Source organism: Paractinoplanes rishiriensis (assembly GCF_016862375.1).
GTDB classification, from domain to species: domain Bacteria; phylum Actinomycetota; class Actinomycetes; order Mycobacteriales; family Micromonosporaceae; genus Actinoplanes; species Actinoplanes rishiriensis.
Genome location: NZ_BOMV01000051.1, coordinates 162,802 through 182,115 on the forward strand (window position 1 = coordinate 162,802; position 19,314 = coordinate 182,115).

Annotated in this window: 13 protein-coding genes and 1 pseudogene; 10 read left to right on the forward strand and 4 right to left on the reverse strand. The window is 72.2% G+C overall.

The features are described from left to right. Positions 1 to 9: 9 nt before the first annotated feature. Positions 10 to 969, reverse strand: coding sequence for an EamA family transporter (locus Ari01nite_RS21580; protein ID WP_203783166.1), 960 nt, complete (start codon positions 967 to 969; stop codon positions 10 to 12). A 6-nt stretch (positions 970 to 975) separates the two neighbouring features. Further along, the gene (locus Ari01nite_RS21585; RefSeq protein WP_203783173.1) at positions 976 to 1,779 is read right to left on the reverse strand and encodes an SDR family NAD(P)-dependent oxidoreductase; all 804 of its coding nucleotides are present in this window, start codon (positions 1,777 to 1,779) and stop codon (positions 976 to 978) included. Between the two features lie 60 nt (positions 1,780 to 1,839). Between Ari01nite_RS21585 and Ari01nite_RS21590 the strand changes: the two genes are divergently transcribed. The 10 genes and pseudogenes from Ari01nite_RS21590 to Ari01nite_RS21635 all read left to right on the forward strand — a co-directional run bounded on the left by Ari01nite_RS21590 (position 1,840) and on the right by Ari01nite_RS21635 (position 14,740). Continuing rightward, on the forward strand, positions 1,840 to 2,709 hold the full coding sequence (locus Ari01nite_RS21590) for a bifunctional helix-turn-helix transcriptional regulator/GNAT family N-acetyltransferase (RefSeq protein ID WP_203783175.1): 870 nt from the start codon (positions 1,840 to 1,842) through the stop codon (positions 2,707 to 2,709). A 708-nt stretch (positions 2,710 to 3,417) separates the two neighbouring features. Continuing rightward, positions 3,418 to 3,819, forward strand: coding sequence for an SAV_6107 family HEPN domain-containing protein (locus tag Ari01nite_RS21595; protein WP_203783244.1), 402 nt, complete (start codon positions 3,418 to 3,420; stop codon positions 3,817 to 3,819). Between the two features lie 201 nt (positions 3,820 to 4,020). Further along, positions 4,021 to 4,740, forward strand: a pseudogene (gene imuA', locus Ari01nite_RS21600) (DnaE2-dependent mutagenesis accessory factor ImuA'); the annotation flags it as partial. A 353-nt stretch (positions 4,741 to 5,093) separates the two neighbouring features. Next, positions 5,094 to 7,034 carry a DNA polymerase Y family protein gene (locus Ari01nite_RS21605; protein ID WP_203783177.1) on the forward strand — a complete coding sequence of 647 codons (1,941 nt, stop codon included), beginning with the start codon at positions 5,094 to 5,096 and terminating at the stop codon, positions 7,032 to 7,034. Between the two features lie 32 nt (positions 7,035 to 7,066). Continuing rightward, positions 7,067 to 10,402, forward strand: a complete 3,336-nt coding sequence (locus Ari01nite_RS21610) for an error-prone DNA polymerase (protein WP_203783179.1) — start codon at positions 7,067 to 7,069, stop codon at positions 10,400 to 10,402. 52 nt (positions 10,403 to 10,454) lie between these two features. Further along, positions 10,455 to 10,835, forward strand: coding sequence for an SSI family serine proteinase inhibitor (locus Ari01nite_RS21615; RefSeq protein WP_239162896.1), 381 nt, complete (start codon positions 10,455 to 10,457; stop codon positions 10,833 to 10,835). 43 nt (positions 10,836 to 10,878) lie between these two features. Beyond that, positions 10,879 to 11,625, forward strand: coding sequence for a class I SAM-dependent methyltransferase (locus Ari01nite_RS21620; RefSeq protein ID WP_203783180.1), 747 nt, complete (start codon positions 10,879 to 10,881; stop codon positions 11,623 to 11,625). After that, on the forward strand, positions 11,622 to 12,800 hold the full coding sequence (locus Ari01nite_RS21625) for an alkaline phosphatase family protein (protein ID WP_203783184.1): 1,179 nt from the start codon (positions 11,622 to 11,624) through the stop codon (positions 12,798 to 12,800). The genes Ari01nite_RS21620 and Ari01nite_RS21625 overlap by 4 nt, the downstream gene beginning before the upstream one ends. A 163-nt stretch (positions 12,801 to 12,963) precedes the next feature. After that, the gene (gene dinB, locus Ari01nite_RS21630) at positions 12,964 to 14,259 is read left to right on the forward strand and encodes a DNA polymerase IV (RefSeq protein WP_203783190.1); all 1,296 of its coding nucleotides are present in this window, start codon (positions 12,964 to 12,966) and stop codon (positions 14,257 to 14,259) included. A 94-nt stretch (positions 14,260 to 14,353) separates the two neighbouring features. Beyond that, positions 14,354 to 14,740, forward strand: coding sequence for an SCO2097 family morphological protein (locus Ari01nite_RS21635; RefSeq protein WP_203783192.1), 387 nt, complete (start codon positions 14,354 to 14,356; stop codon positions 14,738 to 14,740). 828 nt (positions 14,741 to 15,568) lie between these two features. On the opposite strand, the gene Ari01nite_RS21640 is transcribed toward Ari01nite_RS21635, so the two are convergent. Together Ari01nite_RS21640 and Ari01nite_RS21645 are read right to left on the reverse strand one after the other, a co-directional pair. Beyond that, entirely contained in the window at positions 15,569 to 18,019 is a 2,451-nt protein-coding gene (locus Ari01nite_RS21640) for a transglutaminase TgpA family protein (protein ID WP_203783194.1), read from the reverse strand. Further along, entirely contained in the window at positions 18,016 to 19,314 is a 1,299-nt protein-coding gene (locus Ari01nite_RS21645) for a DUF58 domain-containing protein (protein ID WP_203783196.1), read from the reverse strand. Before Ari01nite_RS21645 ends, Ari01nite_RS21640 begins: the two co-directional genes overlap by 4 nt.

Genomic DNA, 19,314 nt, shown 5'->3' on the forward strand with positions numbered 1-19,314 from the left:
GGCCGGCCATTATCCGGGCACCGGTTGGAGAGCCGGCGTCCGTGGCGCGCTGGTGCCGGACACCCGGGCGGTCTCGGCGATCGTCACCCCGATCAGCACCAGCACGCCGCCGGACAGCTGGGCCGCGTTCAGGGCCTCGCCGGCGCCCAGCACCCGCCAGGCCACCGCGGCCGCGAGCACCGGCTCGATCATGCCGACGATGCCCACGCTGGTCGCCGGCAGGTGCCGCAGCGCGCCCGCGACCAGCAGATAGGGCGCGATCGTGCCGAGCACCACGATCGAGCAGCAGAGCAGCCACACCGGCACGCCGTGCACCACGGCGGTCAGCGGCTCCCAGCCCGGCGGGTTGCTGGTGGCGGCGCGGACCACCAGCCCGGCCGCCGCCGACATGCCGAACGCCCAGGTGGTCAGCGACAGCGTGTCCCGGGTCTTGAGGGTGTGCGCGCTCAGCACGTAGTAGGCGGCCAGCAGCACGGCCGCCCCGAAACCGGCGGCGACGCCCAGCGGGTCGAGCCGCAACTCGCCCCACACCTCGGCGACGCAGGCCAGGCCGGCCAGGCTGATCGCGAGACCGGCCCACAGCCGCGGCCGCACCCGGTGCCGCTGGCCGAACCGGGCCCACAGCGCGACCATCAGCGGCGCGGTGTATTCGAAGAGCAGGCCGATGCCGACCGGCAACCGGCTGATCGCCACGAAGTAGAGCATCGGCACCAGGAAGAAGCCGGCCACGCCGTACAGGATCAGGAGGGGAATCTCCCGGGGCGTGGCGCGCAGGCGTACCGCACCCGGTTTTAACAGGACGCTCAGCGCGAGCAGACCGATCGCCGCACCGGCCGCCCGGAGCAGCGTGAGCTGCGGCGCGTCGAAGCCGGCGCGCATCACCACCTTGGAGACCGTGCCGTTGATCGCGAACAGGGTGCCGGACAGGAGGACCATTCCGACGCCCAGCATCGGCCTCGTGCTTGTCATGTTTCCCTACAGTTGAACTGCTTCGACACTTTTGTCCCAGAGCTTCGCCGCCACGGCCGGATCGGTCGCGTGCCGCGCCGGCTGCTTGACCTGGTGCCCGACGTAGTAGGCACCGTTGACCAGTTCGCTCTGCGGCGCGGTGGCCAGCCAGGCCAGCAGGGCGCCGGCCTTCTCGGGGGTGACCAGGAACGGCGCGTATTTGTAGAAGAACCGGGTGAGCGGCCCGTCGCCGAAGTTGGTGCGCACCACGCCCGGGTGGAAGGACACGCTGAAGATGTCCGGCCAGCGGCGGGCGGCCTCGGCGGTGAAGAGGATGTTGGCCGATTTCGACCCGGCGTAGCGACGGTAGGAGCCCGCGTCGGCGGCGAAGTCGTCCGGGTTGGGGCGGCCCTCCATGTGCGCGCGGGAGGCGGTGTTGACCACCCGGGCTCCGGCCAGGCGCTCGCGCAGCAGGTGGGTGAGCAGGAACGGGCTCAGGTGGTTGCCCTGGATGGTGGCCTCGTAGCCGTCCACGGTGCGCCGGTATGCGCCGATCATGCCGCCCGCGTTGTTGGCCAGCACGTCGATCTTCGGGTAGGTGCTGAGCAGGTGTTCGGCCAGCTCGCGGACCTCCTTGAACGACTCGAAGTCGGCCTGGTAGCGGCCCGGTTCGCGCCCGCCGCCCGCCGCGCGCACCCGCTCGATCGCCGCGGCCAGCCGCTCCGGGTTGCGGCCCACGACCACGACCCGGTCGCCCTGCGCGGCCAGCTGCTCGGCCGCGGTCAGCCCCAGACCGGAACTGGCCCCGGTGATCACGATGGTTCGATCCATGCCCTCATCCTTTCACGTTCAATATCTGACCGAGGTCAGAGATTCCACTACCATGCGTGGGTGGACCAGATCGAGCAGGTGCGCGACTTCAATCGCTACTACACCCGGCGCCTGGGCGTGCTGAGCGGTCACTACCTGGGACTGGACCGCCCGTGGAGCGAGTCCCGGCTGCTCTACGAGATCGGCGACGGTGCCGACCTGCGCGACCTGCGCTCCCGGCTGGCTCTCGACTCGGGCTACCTGAGCCGGTTGCTGCGCTCATTGGAAGATCAAGGACTGGTGGCCGTACGCCCGCACGAGCGCGACGGCCGGGTCCGGGTGGCCGTGCCGACCGGTGCCGGGGTGCGGGCCCGGGCGGATCTGGAGGAGCGGGCCCGGCAGAGCGTCGGCGACCTGCTCGGGGAGCTGACGGCGGCCCAGCGTGACCGGCTGATCGCGGCCCAGCGGGAGATCCGGCAGTTGCTGCGGCTCGCGACGGTGGTGATCGCCCCGGTGCCGGATGACGCGGTCGAGGCGCGGGCGTGCCTGGCCGCCTACGCGGCCGAGCTGGACGGCCGGTTCCCGGAGGGATATGCGGAGAGCGCGCTGCTGGCCCCCGGCGAACTGGCGGCCACGGGTGGAGTGTTTCTGCTGGCCCGGGAGGGTTCGCTGGCGGTGGGATGCGGGGCGTGGCAGGCCATGGAGTTGTCGACGGTCGCCGAGATCCGGCATCTTTGGGTGAGCGGGGATGCGCGGGGCTTCGGCCTGGGGCGGCGGCTGCTGGGGGCGCTGGAGGAGTCGGCGCTGTCGGCCGGCCGGGGGACCTTGCGGCTGGGCACGCACCGGTCGCTGCCGGAGGCGATTGCGATGTACCGGGCGGCCGGCTACCGCGAGATCCCGTCCTACAGTGATTCGCCCTACAACGAGCTCACCTTCGAAAAGACCCCCTGACGGCAGCTCGGTGCTGCGGGCCGTGCGCGCGCTGCGGCCTTTGTTTCTCCTGGGTCGCGGGTGGTAGCCGCCGGAGGCGGAGTTCGCGGCTGTGCGGTGGTCTGGCCCCGCCCAGGCGTATCTCTTCTTTTTGGGTGTTTTGGTGGTTTGTGCGGTCTTGGAGTTCGGGTGGCGAACACGGCGGGCGCGGTTGCTTTTTTGTCGTACGGGGGTGCTAGTCTTCTTCTTGGTTAGAACGGATGTTCGAAAGCTTCGAACTTTCGTGCTAACTCCGGGAGTGGTGTTTCGCGGCACTGGTCCCGGGTGCGGCACCCGCGAAGTGCTGCACGTGAGGCTCCGGGCATTCGCGGGTCCGGTGCCTTCAGACAAGGCAGGACCGTCGTCCGCTGCCCCCGACCCCCGGTGGCGGGCGACGGACCCGCCGGTGAAGTCCGGCCGGGTGTGGTGTGGGGAAGCTTCACGCCCGGCCGGCTTGACCTTGGCTGTTGGTTTACTGCTGCGTCTTCCTCCGCAGCGATCGGTTCGACCCGGCACGTCGGATGCGAAACACGCGAGGAGACAACGACCATGGCTAGCAACACGGCTAGCAACACCATGGCTGGTAACACCATGGCTGGTAACTCGGCCTCGGGCCTTCTGGCCGGTCCCCGACTGGCGCATGCGCCGACCGCGGCTGTCCAGGCTGAGGCACCCACGGTCCCGGCGCACATGCTGCCGCACCGCACCCCCGCCCAGCTGCTGGCCATCGCCCGGCAGGGGCTCACGGAGGCGGCGCACACCCGGCCCGACGGCCTGCGATACGCGGCGGCGCACCTGGCTGCCCTGCGCGCGGCCGCCGCGGTGCTCGCGTCCCGGGCGCGTCCGGCCGCACCCACTCGGCGCAGCCGGGTGACCAGCGTGTGGTCGTTGCTCGTGCTGGTGGCGCCCGAGTTCGGTGACTGGGCCAGCTACTTCGCGCTCGGCGCCGGCAAGCGTGCGGCCGCGGAGGCCGGCATTCCCCGGGTGGTGAGCCCGCGCGAGGCCGATGACCTGCTGCGAGCGGCCGAACAGTTCGTGACGATCGTCGAGTCCACCCTGGGTCTCAGCTACCAGCCGCCCCTGGCGGCCTGATCGGTCCGCGCCGCCGCGGTGCCCGTCGTGGCGGCCGGTGACGGAGTTTGGCACCTGACTTTGCGTGGTGGCGGCGCGTGCTGCCTTGATGCCGCGCGCCTGGGTGCCGTCGGCGGGCGCGGGAGACACGGCAACACAGCTGGTCACGCGACTGGTGACACGACTGGTGACACAGCTGGGGTAACACGGAGCGGGGCAACGATGGCGGGACGCATGATCAACGGTGCGGCCGCCCTTGCTGAGCTGGTTCGGGCGGTTGGTGAAGTCGAGGAGCAGGGCGTTCACCGGGTGCTTCCGGTGGTGCCCGAACTGAGTGGGCTGCTGCCCGGTCGCGGGCTGCGCCGGGGGAGCACGGTCGCGGTGGCCACCGGTCGGCAGGCGCCGGCCAGCGGTGGCACGTCGCTGATGCTGGCGCTGCTGGCCGAGGCTTCCCGGTCCGGGTCGTGGTGCGCGGTGGTCGGGGTGCCGGCGCTCGGGGCGATCGCGGCTGCCGAGAGCGGCATCAGCCTGGACCGGTTCGCGCTCGTGCCCAACCCCGGGCCGGAGTGGCCGACCGTCGTGGCCGCGCTGATCGACGGGGTGGACGTGGTGGTCACGGCGGTGCCGGGGCCGGTGGCCGGGTCCGTCGCCGGACGCCTGGTCGCGCGGGCCCGGCAGCGCGGGTGCGTGCTGGTGCCGTTTGGCCAGTGGCCGGGCGCGGACGTGACGCTGCAGGTCACCGACGGTCGCTGGGAGGGCCTCGGGAACGGGCGCGGGCGACTGCGCCGGCGCGAGGTGACGGTGCTGGCGCGCGGGCGCGGGGCGGCGGCCCGGCCCAAAGAGATCACGATGTGGATGCCGGGGGTGACGGTCCGGCCGTTCAGCATTCCGCCGCCGCCGGTCGCCGCGGGAGCGTCGTCGCGGGGTGCTGCCGGTATCGGGTCGGGCCCGGTACCGCGGGGTGCTGTCGGGGGCGGCGGTCCGGCTTCGGGGGACGCCGCCGGCTTGCAGACCGGGTCGGCATTCGCGGGCGCTGCTGGGTCGGCATTCGCGGGCGCTGCCGGGTCGGCATTCGCGGGCGCTGCTGGGTCGGCATTCGCGGGCGCTGCTGGGTCGGCATTCGCGGGCGCTGCCGGGTCGGCATTCGCGGGCGCCGACGGGGGCGAGTCCGGGGCGGCGGTGGGTGGTGCGGCGAGCTTTGCGGTCGCCGGGGTGGAGATTGACGGGGCTGCCGGGCGGGTCGTTGCCGGTGCGAAGCGCCGGCGGCGCGGGGCGCTGTCGGCGGTGGTGTGACGGTGGGCGGCAACGGCGGCGGCGGGGAGGTTCGGACGCTTTTGCTCTGGTGTCCGGACTGGCCGGTGGCGGCGGCGGAGATTGTGGAGGGGGTGCCGGCTACCGGGCCGGTCGTCGTGCTGCGGGAAAACCGGGTGGTGGCCTGCTCGGAGGCGGCGCGGCTGGAGGGGGTGCGGCGAGGGCTGCGGCGCCGGGAAGCGCAGAGCCGGTGTCCGCGACTGGTGGTGGTCGACTACGACGCGGGGCGGGATGCGCGGGCGTTCGAACCGGTGGTGGCCGCGGTGGAAGAGGTGGCGGTCGGGGTCGAGGTGATCCGGCCGGGGGCCTGTGCGCTGGCGGCGCGCGGGCCGGCGCGGTACTTCGGCGGTGAGGAGGCGGCGGCCGAGCGGATTGTGGAGCAGGTTGCCGAGGCGTGCGCGGTGGAGAGCCAGGTGGGCATCGCCGACGGGGTGTTCGCGGCGGGGCTGGCGGCGCGGGAAGGACGGGTGATCGCGCCGGGGGAGACCCGGGCGTTCCTGGCCGGGATGACAATCGACGCGCTGGAGCGGCCCGAACTGGTCGACCTGCTGAAACGGCTGGGGATCGCGACGCTGGGCGACTTCGCGCGGTTGCCGCCGGGGGACGTGCTGACCCGGTTCGGCTTCGACGGGGCGCTCGCCCACCGGCTCGCCGCGGGACAGGATCACCGGCCGCTCGCCGTACGCCGCCCGCCTCTTGATCTTGATGTTGCGGACACCTACGACGAGCCTCTGGAACGGGTGGACGTGGCCGCGTTTGCCGGCCGCGCCCTGGCCGAGCGCCTGCACGACCGGCTCGCGGCGCACGGACTGGCCTGCACCCGGCTCGGCATCGAGGCGGTCACCGCCGACGGCCAGGAACTGCACCGGGTGTGGCGGCACGACGGCACGCTGACCGCGGCCGCGATCGCCGAACGGGTCCGCTGGCAACTCGACGGCTGGCTCACCGGCGCCCGCCGCGGCGCACCGTCCCGGCCCACCGCCGGCCTGGTGCGACTGCGCCTCGTCCCGGACGGCGTGCTGGTCCACCTAGGACTCCAGCCCGGCCTGTGGGGCGACGCCGGCGCCGAACGCGAACGCGCACACCGCGCCCTCAGCCGGGTGCAGGGCCTGCTCGGCCCGGAGTCGGTGGTCACACCGGTGCTGGGCGGGGGCCGCTCGGCCGACGACCAGATCCGCCTGGTCCCGTGGGGCGACGAACGCGAACCGGCCCGTCCGTCCGCCCCGCACCCGGAGCCCATCCGGGACCTCGTCACCACGCCCGTCCTGGCGGGGACGGGGGCGGAGGGAGAGGGAGAGCCGGCCGCGGTGATCTCGCTGGCGGACCGCCGGGGGGAGGGGCCGGATTTGCGAGATTCGGCGGAGGAGGGGTTGGCGTCGATCTCCCGGCTTCCGGTCGCGAGCGGGGCGGGGGCGGCGGTGGGCGCGGATTTGGGGGGTGTGGCGGGAGCGGTTGCGGGGAGGGCGACCCTGGCTGAGCCGGCCGCGAGCACGGCAGGTGACGGGGCCGCGGGGGATAAATCGGTCGCGATGGTTGCTCTGCCGCGCGGGGCGCGGCTTAAGGGCGGCGGGCGCCGGGTCGCACGTTCGCCGGTGCTGCCGCCCTGGCCGGGGCGTCTGCCCAAGCCCGCGCCCGCCGTGGTTCCGCCGCAGTCGCTGGGGGCCGTGGTCCTCGACGATGCCGGAACGCCGGTCGGGGTCAGTGCCCGGCTGGAACTGACCGGTGACCCGGCCGCCCTGGTGGTCGAGCGCGGCCAGCCCGTCGAGATCAGTGGCTGGGCCGGACCGTGGCCGGTGGATGAGCGGTGGTGGGCGCCGGGCGAGGGGCGGCGGCGGGCGCGGTTTCAGGTGGCGCTCGCCGACGGGCGGGCGTTGCTGCTGGTGCTGGCCGGTGGGCACTGGGCGGTGGAGGCCATCTATGACTAGCGCCGTCATGAGTAGCGGAGCGGGGTGACCGGATGGGCTTCCACAATCCACAGACGCCCTGGTCCGAGCTGGAGAGCGCACTGTCGGGGCAGCATCCGGTCATCGATCCGCTGGCGATCGACGCCGACGGTGGGGACTCGCCCGTCTGGAGTCGCAAGCGTCAGCCCTATCAGGCCCCGGCTCTGATCCGGCCGGGTGAGCGCGTCGTTCCCTATGCCGAATTGCACTGCCACACCAACTTCAGTTTCCTGGACGGGGCCAGCCACCCGGAGGAACTTGCCGAGGAAGCGGTCCGGCTCGGTCTGACCGGGCTGGCCGTCACCGACCACGACGGCTTCTACGGTGTGGTTCGTTTCTCCGAGGCGGCCGGCGGGCTGAAGCTGCCGACGATCTTCGGGGCCGAGCTCTCCCTCGAGCTGACCAAGCCGCAGAACGGTGAGCCCGATCCGGAGGGGCGGCATCTGCTGGTGCTGGCCCGGGACGCGGCCGGTTACGCCGCGCTGGGCCGGACCATCGGCGAGGGGCAGCTGGCCGGTGCGGAGAAGGGCAAACCGGACTACGGGCAGTTGGAGCAGATCGCCGAGCAGCTGCGTGGCCACGTGACGGTGCTGACCGGGTGCCGTAAGGGCCTCGTGCCGCACGCCCTGGCCACCGGCGGGATCGAGCGGGCGGCCTGGGAACTTGACCGGCTGACCGGGTTGTTCGGCGCCGAGCATGTCGCGGTGGAGCTGACCGATCACGGCGACCCGTACGACGGGGACCGGAACGACCTGCTGCACCAGCTGGCGCTGAGCCGGCGGCTGCCCGCGGTGGCCACCAACAACGTGCACTACGCGGCACCGGCCCGGCGCCGGCTCGCCACCACCCTGGCCGCGATCCGGGCGCGGCGCAGCCTCGACGAGATCGACGGCTGGCTGCCCGCGGCCGGCACCGCGCACCTGCGCAGCGGTGCCGAGATGGCCCGCCGGTTCGCCGACTATCCGGGCGTGGTGGAGTACGCCGCCGAGTTGGGTTCCGCGCTCGCTTTCGACCTGCAACTGGTGGCGCCGCAGCTGCCGGACTTCCCGATCCCGGCGGGGCACACCGAGATGAGCTGGCTGCGGGAGCTGACCATGCACGGCGCCCGGGAGCGGTACGGCCGGCCGGAGGAGGTGCCGGAGGTCTACGCGAAGCTGGAGTACGAGCTCCAGATGATCGAGGACCTGGACTTTCCCGGCTACTTCCTGGTGGTCTACGACATCGTCCGGTTCTGCCGGGAAGAGGACATCTACTGCCAGGGGCGCGGGTCGGCGGCGAACTCCGCGGTGTGTTTCGCGCTCTACATCACCAATGTGGACGCGTTCGAGTATGACCTGGTCTTTGAGCGGTTTCTGGCGCCGGAGCGGGACGGGCCGCCGGACATCGACGTCGACATCGAGTCGGATCGGCGCGAGGAAGTAATCCAGTACGTCTACCGGAAGCACGGCCGTAGGCACACGGCGCAGGTCGCCAATGTGATCTCGTATCGCCCGCGTTCCGCCGTACGGGATGTGGCTAAGGCTTTTGGATTTTCACCCGGTCAGCAGGATGCCTGGAGCAAACAGATCGACCGCTGGGGGAGCGTCGCGACCGTGGACGTGGAGGACATCCCGGAGCAGGTCGTGACGTTTGCGAACGAGCTGCAGACTTTTCCCCGGCACCTCGGCATCCACTCCGGCGGCATGGTGATCTGCGACCGGCCGGTGAGTGAGGTGTGCCCGGTCGAGTGGGGCCGGATGCCGGGCCGCACCGTGCTCCAGTGGGACAAGGACGACTGCGCCGCGATCAACCTGGTCAAGTTCGACCTGCTCGGCCTCGGCATGCTGTCCGCGCTGCACTACGCGTTCGACATGATCGAGTCCAAGCTGGACTTCACCAACATCCGGCCGTCGGACGCCGAGGTGTACGAGATGCTGTGCCGCGCCGACTCGGTCGGAGTGTTCCAGGTGGAGAGCCGGGCGCAGATGGCCACGCTGCCCCGGCTCAAGCCACGGGTCTTCTACGACCTGGTGGTGGAGGTGGCGCTGATCCGGCCGGGACCAATTCAGGGCGGCTCGGTGCACCCCTACATCCGGCGCAAGAACGGGCTGGAGGAGTGGACCATCCCGCATCCGACGATGGAACGGGCGTTGGAGAAGACGCTGGGCGTACCCCTTTTTCAAGAGCAACTGATGCAGCTGGCGATGGACTCGGCGGGGTTCACCCCGATGGAGGCCGACAAGCTGCGCCGGGCGATGGGCTCGAAGCGGTCGGTCCGCAAGATGGAGGAGATGCGGGAACGCCTGTACGCCGGGATGGCGGCGAACGGCATCACCGGTGAACTCGCCGACGACCTGTTCGTGAAGCTGTGCGCGTTCGCGAACTACGGCTTCCCGGAGAGCCACGCGATCAGCTTCGCGTACCTGGTCTATGTCAGCGCCTGGCTCAAGCGGTACCACCCGGCCGCGTTCTGCGCGGCGTTGCTGAATGCGCAGCCGATGGGCTTCTATTCGCCGCAGTCGCTGGTGGACGACGCCCGGCGGCACGGGGTGGAGGTGCGCCGCCCGGACATCAACCTGAGCGACGCGGCCGCGACGCTGGAGTCCACCCCCGGCACGCGACGAGGTGCTCTCCCGGGTGAGCCGCCGCATGTGTGGGGCCTGAACGGCCCGGCCGTGCGGCAGGGGCTGAAGAGCATCCGGACGATCGGCGACGAGCTGGCCGAGAAGATCGAGAACGAGCGGCGCGCGACCGGCCCGTACCGCAGCATGACCGACCTGGCCCGGCGTACCGGATGCACCGCCGCGCACCTGGAGGCGCTCGCCACCGCGGACGCGTTCGCGGGCTTCGGCCTGTCCCGCCGGGAGGCGCTCTGGGCGGCCGGTGCTGCGGCGCAGGACAAGCCGGACCGGCTGCCGGGGACGGTGACCGGGACCGAGGCGCCGATGCTGCCCGGGATGAGCGAGGTGGACCGGCTGGTCGCGGACGTGTGGGCGACCGGGCTCTCGCCGGAGACGCACCCGGCGCAGTTCCTGCGGGCGGAGTTCGAGCGGGTGGGTGCGTTGCCGATCGCGCAGCTGACCGGGGTGGAGGCCGGCACCCGGATCCGGGTGGGCGGGATCGTCACGCACCGGCAGCGGCCGGCCACCGCGGGCGGGGTGACGTTCGTGAACCTGGAGGACGAAACCGGGATGTTGAACGTGACCTGCTCGGAAGGTTTGTGGTTGCGGTATCGGCGGGTGGCGCGCACCAGCTCGGCGCTGATCGTGCGGGGACGCCTGGAGAAGGCCGAGGGTGTGCTCAACCTGGTGGCGGACCGGTTGGAGGCGGCCACCCCGCCGGTGACGCCGGCCTCCCGCGACTTCCGCTGAGTCAGCGGGTATTCTGCCGCTTTCGTCGGAATTGCACCTTACGGGGGCGGGTTTGTTTCACATCATCAGTCTTGTCGCGGCGCTGGCAGCCGTCCCGGCTCCCGGCTATGGGGACGGCTCGAGCCGGCAGCCGGGGGCGCGGCTCGAGGTCAGCTACCTGGCCGATGCCGGGCACGCCGCGGCCGTGAAGCTGGACTGCGAGCCGGTCGGTGGCGGGCATCCGCAGGGTGAGCAGGCGTGCCGGGCCCTCGACGCGGCCGGCGGCGACCCGGAACGGATCTCGCCGACGCTGAACGCGTGCATCACGATCTATGCGCCGGTGCTGGCCGAGGTGCGCGGCACCTGGCACGGCACGACGATCGCGTGGCGGCACCGGTACGGCAACATCTGCGAAATGCGGCGGGCCACCGGCGGCGCGCTGTTCGACTTCTAATCCACCACAAGGCCCGGCGGGTGGGTGCCGATACGCTGCCCCTGTGGAAAGCGCATCCTCCCGTACGGCCAAACCACTCGTGACCGCCCGCACCGCCGCGGTCTGGCAGGTGCTCCGCCGCGAGCTGGACCGGCACGCCGGTCGCGAGCTGACCGTGCTCGACGTCGGCGGCGGCACCGGCGGTTTCGCGGTGCCGATCGCCCAGGCCGGGCACGCCGTCACGGTGGTCGACGCCAGCCCCGACTCGCTCGCGGCACTGACCCGGCGGGCCGCCGACGCGGGCGTGGCCGAGCGGGTGCGCGCGGTGCAGGGCGACGGCGACGCGCTCGCCTCCCTGGTCGAGCCGGGCAGCGTCGACCTGATCCTGTGCCACGCGGTGCTAGAGGTGGTCGACGATCCGGCCGACGTGGTGACCGCGATCGCCGCTGCGCTGCGTCCCGGCGGTGCGGTCAGCCTGCTGGTGGCCGGGCGTGCGGCCGCGATCCTCAACCGGGCCGTCAACGGTCACCTGCGCCAGGCGTCCGCGCTGGTCACCGATCCGGAGGGGCGGGCCGGCAAGCGCGACACGCTGCGCCGCCGCTATGACGCGGACAGCGCCGCCGACCTCTTGCGCTCGGTGGGGCTCAAGGTCGAGGAGACCCACGGCGTACGCGTCCTGGCCGATCTCCTGCCGGCGGCGGTCGTCGAGGAGGACCCGCAGGCCCTGCTCGAACTCGAGCTGGCGCTGTCGGACCGCCCGCCGTTCCGGGACATCGCCGCCCAGCTGCACGTCTTCGCGCGCCGCACGTGACCGCCGAGGTCCCGGCCGACCTGCTGCCGGCCAGCGCGCTGGCACCGGTCCGACCCGCATACGGCACCGGCAGCCTGGCCGACCTGTTGCCCAGCGTGTCCGCGGTGCTGGGCGTGCCGGGCGCGACTGATGTGCTGGGGCTGGCCGCGCACCTGGACGGCGTGGACCGGGTCGGCGTGCTGCTGGTCGACGGCCTGGGCGCGTACCAGTTGCCGGTGGCGTCCCCGCACGCGCCGGTCCTGGCCGATCTGGCGGCTGGCGGTGGTGGGCACGCCGGCACGTTGACCGCGGGCTTCCCGTCGACGACCCCGGTCAGCCTCGTGACCGTCGGCACTGGTGCCCTGCCCGGCGCCCACGGCATCCTTGGCTTCACCGCCCGTCAGCCCGACGGACGGGTGCTCAACCACATCCGCTGGCACGACGACCCCGATCCGCGCGAGTGGCAGCCGATGCCGACACGGTTCGAGACGGCGGCCGCGGCCGGCCTGCCGGTCACCGTGGTGACCAGACCGGAATATGAGGGCAGCGGCCTGAGCGTCTCGGCCAACCGGGGCGCGAGGTTCGCGGGAGCGTCCACCGGCACCGAGGTGGCGGCCCAGATGCTGGCGGCGCTGACCGCCGGACCCGGTCTGGTGTACGGGTACCACCCCGACCTGGACCAGCGCGGACACGACGACGGGGTCGACTCGGCGAGCTGGCGCGCCGCGGCGACCGGGGTGAACGCGCTGCTGGACCGCCTCGTGCACGGCCTGCCACCCCGGTCGGCGCTGCTCGTGGTGGCCGACCACGGCCAGCTCAACGTGCCGCTGGACGGCCGCCTCGACATGGCCGACCGGCCCGAACTGGCCGACGGCGTGGTGGCCGTGGCCGGCGAGCCCCGGGTCCGCTACCTCTACCCGGCTCCCGGCGCCGAGGCCGACGTGCTGGCCGCCTGGCGCAAGGTCTTCGGCGCCTCAGCCTGGGTGATGACCCGGGACGAGGCGATCGACCAGGGCTGGTACGGCCCGGTGCCGCCGCAGCACCGAGGCCGGATCGGCGACATCGTCGTGATCTGCCGCGACCGTGCGGTGGCCCTGGCAACCGGCTGGGAACCCCCTATCGTCGGCCAGCTGGTGGCCTACCACGGCGCCATCACCGCCGCCGAAATGACGGTCCCCTTGCTGATCGCCCGCTGACCCGGCGCCCGGCCGACGTTCATGCCCGGCGGTCGCGCTCCGGCCTTGCGAATCGCCAGGGTCGCGCGCGGCAGCCGCCGGAGGCGGAGTTCGCGGCTGTGCGGTTGGCCGGCCCCGCCCGGCGTACCGCCAAAATGTCAGGGGGTGCCGTTAGCCTCCTGACGTGGGACGCAGCCAATCGGTGCCTCGGGGACGTGACCCGCGCTTCGGTCCGGATGCCGACGACGCGGGCTGCCCGATCCTGCATGTCGACATGGATGCGTTCTTCGCCTCGGTCGAGATCCGGCGCAGACCCGAGTTGCGCGGCAAACCCGTGGTGGTGGGTGGGCTCGGGCCGCGTGGGGTGGTCAGTTCGGCCAGTTATGCGGCGCGGCGCTTCGGAGTGCGCAGCGCCATGCCGATGGCTCGCGCGCGGGCGCTGTGCCCGCAGGCGGTCTATCTGGCGCCGGACGGGCCGGCGATCGCGGCCGCGTCCGCCGCGGTGATGCAGATCTTCCGCGACGTGACGCCGCTGGTCGAGCCGCTCTCGTCCGACGAGGCGTTTCTCGACGTGGCCGGGGCTCAGCGGCTGCTCGGGCGGCCCGCGGTGATCGCCGAGCAGATTCGTGCCCGGATGTCTGAGGAGCAGCAGCTGACATGCTCGGTCGGGGTGGCATCGACCAAGTTCGTGGCGAAATTAGGGTCGACCCGGGCTAAACCGGACGGCATGGTCGTCGTCCCGGCCGGTCTGGTGCTCGACTTTCTGCACCCGTTGCCGGTCGACGCGCTGTGGGGCGTCGGGGAAAAGGCCGCCGAGACCCTGCACCGCCTCGGTCTGGCTACGGTCGGTGACCTGGCCCGGGCGCCGCTCGGCATGCTGCGCCGGGCGGTCGGCGAAGCGTCGGCGGCCCACCTGCACGAACTCTCCTGGGGCCGCGACCCGCGCCGGGTCACCCCCGAACACGTCGAGAAGTCGATCGGCGCCGAGATGACCTTCGATACCGACGTGGCCGATCCCGACCTGATCCGGCGCAGCCTGCTGGCCCTCTCTGAAAAAGTGGGCGCGCGGCTGCGGGCGGGCGGCCAGGTGGGGCGCACGGTGGCGATCAAGGTCCGGCTCGCGGACTTCCGGACCATCAATCGATCTCGTACGGTGCCCACGAGCACCGAGGTGGCGCGGGAGATCTTCGAGATATCGTGGGCGTTGTTCGAGGCGCTCGGTGCCCGGGAGCACATCCGGCTCATCGGGGTCCGGGTCGAGGGTCTGACCGCGGCGGCCAGCACGTCGCGGCAGCTCACGCTGGGTGAGCCGGAACGTGGCTGGCGCGAGGCCGAGGTCGCGGCCGACGCGGTGGTCGCCCGTTTTGGTCGTGCAAGTGTCGGTCCAGCCAGTCTTTTGGGACGAAGCGATCTGCGCCGCACCGAAAATCACCCGCAGCGGACGGTCGTCCCGCTTTCCGACCCGCCAACGCCCTCGTAGACTTGCTCGGTAAGGCAGCCGACGGCTGTCCCGCGCCACCTACCTGTTTCACCCCGACCCGGCCGGGTCGGACATGCGCCCGGGGAGGAATGCCGTGCCGCTCTCGGAGCACGAGCAGCGGCTGTTCGATCAGATCGAGCGGTCGCTTGCCGAGGACCCCAAATTCGCCTCGGCTGTGCGGGCCAGCGACCCGCGTTTCCATGCACGGCGCCGGCTCCTCGTCGCCGCGTTCGTGATCATCCTTGGTCTCGCTCTAGTCGTCTACGGAACGGTGAGCAGCAACACGCCACTCGGCGTGGCCGGCTTCGTCGTGATGCTCGGTTCGGCCGCCTTCGCGATGCAGTCCCGTCGCAAGGGTGGCGCACCCGACCTGCACGCCGTCGGCGGCACCGCGAGCCGTCGCACCCGCCAGACGCGCAAGGCTGGATTCATCGACCGGCTCGAGGACCGCTGGCGCCAACGCCCGGAAGGCCACCGCTGACCCGGCGCGCGCCCACAGCACCAACGCCGGCCTGACCGGCGACCGGCAGATGGCGGCCCCCGGCCGCCATCGCCGTTTTTCCATGCTCTTTCCGTTTCGTCCTGAAGTTGGCGGAATGGAGCTTTTCGCAGTTTGCGCCACGGTGGCTATCCCCGTCCGTCGTCCCTGGGTGAGTGGCGTGAGGTTGCGGACAGTGGCGATCGAGCCGAGCGGTGGCGCCGTCTGCAGTCCGATCCGCCCGTGCCGGTGAGCGTTGTGGCCAAGATCGCGTAGTGCACCGTTTGCGGGGTTGCCGCACCGCTGAGCCGTCTCGTTCCTGCCACCGCCTTCCCCCGCTGGTTGTCCGTCGTTGCATCGCGAATCGGGGTAGTGCCGCGGGCGCGTGGCCGAGCTTGTCGAATTTCTGCTCCCGCTTGTCGCAAGCTCCACATCTGTGTCACGAGTTCTACAAGGTTGAGCGAGTGCTGGATCAACGGCTCGAACCGGAGCCCCTGTCATCATCCTGGCTTCATGAAATTCGCGGCCCATGGCGTGAAATCGATGCGTAGCGGCTCGCTCCGGCGGCTCTTTCGAACGTCGTCCTGCGCAAATCGCCTGATATCTCGAAATATCGCCCGGAGCCCGGAGCCCGGAGCCCGGAGCCCGGAGCAGCGTTTACGACCGGTGGGCGGTCAGAGGCCAGGATGCCCAGCTGCAGGTCGACGGCGGGCGGGGGGTGATGAGGGTGGCGGTCGCGCCGTAGGTCGCGGCGGAGCGGCGGGGGAAGGTGCGGCTCGGGCTGAGGGAACGCCGCCGCCGGCTGGGATGTCGGCGGCGGCGGTCGCTCGGTCAGCCGCGGGAGCGGCCCGGTAGGAGCCTTCGGGGGCTGAAGCGGGACATGGAATCGCGGAAGCGGCCGGCTCGGGTTACCGCGTTGGTGGAGGCATCCGAGATGGCCTGGCGCCAGCGCAGCAGCACCGACGGCGGGAACAGTGCCGCGGTCAGGCGGGTGCGGCGGGTGGCCGCGTGGGACAAGCCCTTGCGGACCCGGCCCAGGGCCACCGTCAGTTCGCCGCCCACCAAGGGCTGGCGGGCGTAGCGGGCGCGTTCCTCGGCGGTGCCCAGCAGGGTGGCCGCGGTGGCCGGCTCGTCGGCCAGGATGGCGTCCTTGATCAGACGCTGGGCGGTTACCCTCGGGGTTTCCGTGGGGTCTACCGGGATGCGGTAGTCGATCATGGTGTCCAGGAGTTCGTCCCAGGCGGCGTGGGCGTCGGCTCGGGCCTTTACCGCCTCGGCTGTCACCACGATGTCGAGGCCGGGGCCGGCGCCGGTGGCGGCGGTGACCTTGGGGGCCTTGGGAACTGTGGCGGCGTGCCGGTGGCGGCGCAGCAAGATCCGGCGTAGCGCGGGCACCAGCAGCAGCGCGATCAGCAGGGCCACGCCGGCGGACACCCACAGGCCGGTGGTCGAGGTGACCGGAGTGCCCGCGTCGAAGCTGCCGGCACCGCCCTGTTCGGCCAGTTCGCGATCGGCGCGGTTGGGGCCGGCCGCCTCGGCCGACGGGTCCTGGCCGGGGGCCGCCGCGCCGTCCGAGGACGCCGAGGCCGACGGCTCGGGCTGGTCGATGTCCGGTGCCCAGTTGGAGCGGCTCGAACCGACCACCGCGCTGGCCGGGGTGGCGTCGAACGGGATCCAGCCGAAGCCCGCGAAGTACACCTCGGTCCAGGCGTGCGCGTTGCGGTTGGTGATGATCCAGGAGCCGCCGTCCGCGGTGCCCCGGGTGAAGCCGAACGCCACCCGGGCCGGGATGCCGGCGCCGCGCACCATCCAGGCCAGCGCCGCCGCGTACTGCTGGCAGTAACCGCGTTTGGTCTGCAGGAACGCGGCGATGTCGGACGCGCCGGCGGCCGGCTCGGTGGACAGGCTGTAGCCGAAGCCGTTCTTGACCGAGAAGTAGTCGTAGATCGCGCGGACCTTGTCGTACTCCGTGGTTTTGCCCTCGATCAGTGCCGCCACCCGGGCGTCCACCACCGCGTCGCGCGGCGTGTTCGTGTAGCCGGTGCGCAGCGGATCGGCCTTGGGCAGGGGCTCGGCGGTGCGCAGTTCGGCCGCCGTGTAGGAGGCGCGCAGATAGTCGAACCCGTACGTCCTGCCCTTGGTGTTCTGGCGGTTCGAGAAGATCACCTGCTGGACCTGGTCGTAGGACCAGCCGCCGCCCAGATCGCCGACCTGGATCGTGTTCGAGTAGATCGGCAGCAGGCCCTGCCGCAGCTCGTCGCTGACCTCGACGGTGGCCCGGTACGGCGTGAAGTCGCCGCCCACCGTGCTCCGGCGCGGGTCGGGCAGTCCTTGGCTGACCCGGTTGCCGACCGTGGGGCGGCTGCCGAAGCCCTGGTTGGTGAGCTGGTCGGCGATCCCGAATCGCAGGTAGAACGGCTGCTGCTCGTTGGTCGTGACCCGCAGCAGGTTGACCGTCTCGTTCTGCTCCAGATTGCCCTTGAGCGAGGCGAACAGATTGATCTTGCCGCCGCCGCTGCCACCGCCGCCCGGGCCGACGCCGCCGCCGCTCTGCGTGAGCTGGGAGAGCAGGCCACCGGTGATGGTCGGCACCAGCAGCGGGAGGAGGACCGCGGCCGCCACGCCGACCGCGCCGAGGCGACGGCCCGCGGCGGCGAGCGGGGACGGTTCCCAGACGTCGACATCCCGGCCGTCACCGGTGAACCGGCGGCCGAAACGGCGTACCCGATCGACGTTGTCCGACACCAGCAGCCAGAGGAACCCGATCGCGCCGATGATGAACGGCAGCACCGGCACGCTGTCGACGTAGACCGCCACCGGCACCGAGTAGATCGCCAGCATCGGCAGCCCGGCCAGCGCCGGCTTGCGCATCACCACGGTGAGCAGGTCGACCGCGATCGCCACCGAGCTCACCCCGAGCACGGTGATGAACAGCAGCCCGTCCCGGTCGGGGACCGGCACGCCGTACGAGCGGGTGTCCTGCCCGGCCTGCGCGAACAGGTCGGCGAAGTGGCCGAACGTGGCCGGCTGCGGGATCAGGATCTCGTGCCCGCTCGGGAACATCCAGGTGAGCGTCAGCAGCAGCACCATCACCATGCTGACCGCTTGCGCCCAGACCGGGAACCGCAGGGTGCGGGTCAGCAGCGCGGCGCCCGAGATCAGGCCGACCGACAGGATGCACTGGACCAGCCAGGTCCAGGAGTCGAAGATCGAGGTGATCGGTGCGGCCGCCAGCAGCGTGGCCACCGCCGCGATTACCCCGAGCCGCCGTCGCCCGGTCATCGGTTCACTCCGCTCACCGTCTCGGCCATGGCGGCCCGCCAGGCCATGCCGCTCGACCCGCGGGCCGCGGCCGGCCACAGCGTGGGCAGCGTGGCGCCGTGGGTCACCGGCACCGACCGCCACCCCGCGTGCACCAGGGCCAGGGCCGCCGCGGCGTGTTCCTGGTCGGCTTCCTGGCGGTCGGCTGCCGACATCGTGGTCCAGGTGGTGCTGTCGATCGCGAAGCCGATGCAGGACGCGCCGTTACCGCGCAGCCCGGCCAGCAGTTCGGCCTCGGCGACCGTGAGCGAGCCGAAGATGCCGATCACCAGGCCGCCGTCGGAGCGGCGGCGCACGTGCTCGACCAGGATCGAGATGTCGCCGCTCTGCGCCAGCTTGACGTCGGCGAGGGTGTCCAGGATGACGCTCTCGCCGGCGACCTCGGCGGCGTCGATGTCGATGCCCGCGCCGGTCACCAGGCGCAACTTGTATCCCGCCTGGCGCAGGTGCATCGCGATGCTCGCGGTGGCCGACACCGCCCACTCGAAGCTGGCGGTCGGACCCTCGCCGCGGTGCGCCAGCAGCCGGGTGTCCAGCACCACGGTGGCCCGGCTCTCCCAGGGCTGTTCCTCGCGCCGCACCATCAGTTCGCCGGTGCGGGCCGTGGAGCGCCAGTGCACCCGGCGCAGGTCGTCGCCGCGGCGGTACTCGCGGGTAGCCGCGTCGTCCTCGCCGTGCACGGCCACCGAGCGGGCCCGGCTGTCACCGGTGCCCAGGTATTCGCCGGCCAGCCGGACCGCGGGCAGCGGCACCACGTGCGGGATCACGGTGAGCCGGTCGACGCTGGGGAACGAGCGGGTCAGCTCGCACAGGCCGAACGGGTCGGTCAGGCGGATCACCAGCGGGCCGATCGGGTAGCGGCCGCGCACGTCGGCGCGGACCGTGTAGGCCACCGAGGACGCCTGGTGCGCGCCGAGGCGTTCCAGCACCACCCGGGGACGGCTGCCCAGCGCGTACGGCAACCGGTCCTCCAGCAGCAGGGTGCCGGTGGGCAGCCGGGACATGTTCTGCAGGCGCAGGATCACCCGGGCGCTGGAGCCGACCGGCGTGCGGCCCGGTTCCAGCGAGCGGGTGCAGGCCAGCTTGTACCGGCTGCGGCCGACGTACGCGGCCGCGAGCAGCGGCAGGGCCGCGAGCAGCACCGCCACCCGCAGCAGGTCGCGCTCGCCGAGGACGAGCGCCGAGATGCCCGCCGCGGCGGCCGCCGCCAGGAAGGAGCGGCCGCGCGTGGTCAGTCCCCGCAAGGCCTCCCGCAT

Bases quoted from the DNA above. Each gene is read 5' to 3' on its own strand.
- Ari01nite_RS21585 (WP_203783173.1), bottom strand. From the start codon at position 1,779: ATGGATCGAACCATCGTGATCACCGGGGCCAGTTCCGGTCTGGGGCTG.
- Ari01nite_RS21640 (WP_203783194.1), bottom strand. From the start codon at position 18,019: ATGACCGGGCGACGGCGGCTCGGGGTAATCGCGGCGGTGGCCACGCTG.
- Ari01nite_RS21595 (WP_203783244.1), top strand. From the start codon at position 3,418: ATGCTGCCGCACCGCACCCCCGCCCAGCTGCTGGCCATCGCCCGGCAG.
- Ari01nite_RS21645 (WP_203783196.1), bottom strand. From the start codon at position 19,314: ATGCGGGAGGCCTTGCGGGGACTGACCACGCGCGGCCGCTCCTTCCTG.
- Ari01nite_RS21580 (WP_203783166.1), bottom strand. From the start codon at position 969: ATGACAAGCACGAGGCCGATGCTGGGCGTCGGAATGGTCCTCCTGTCC.
- Ari01nite_RS21610 (WP_203783179.1), top strand. From the start codon at position 7,067: ATGGGCTTCCACAATCCACAGACGCCCTGGTCCGAGCTGGAGAGCGCA.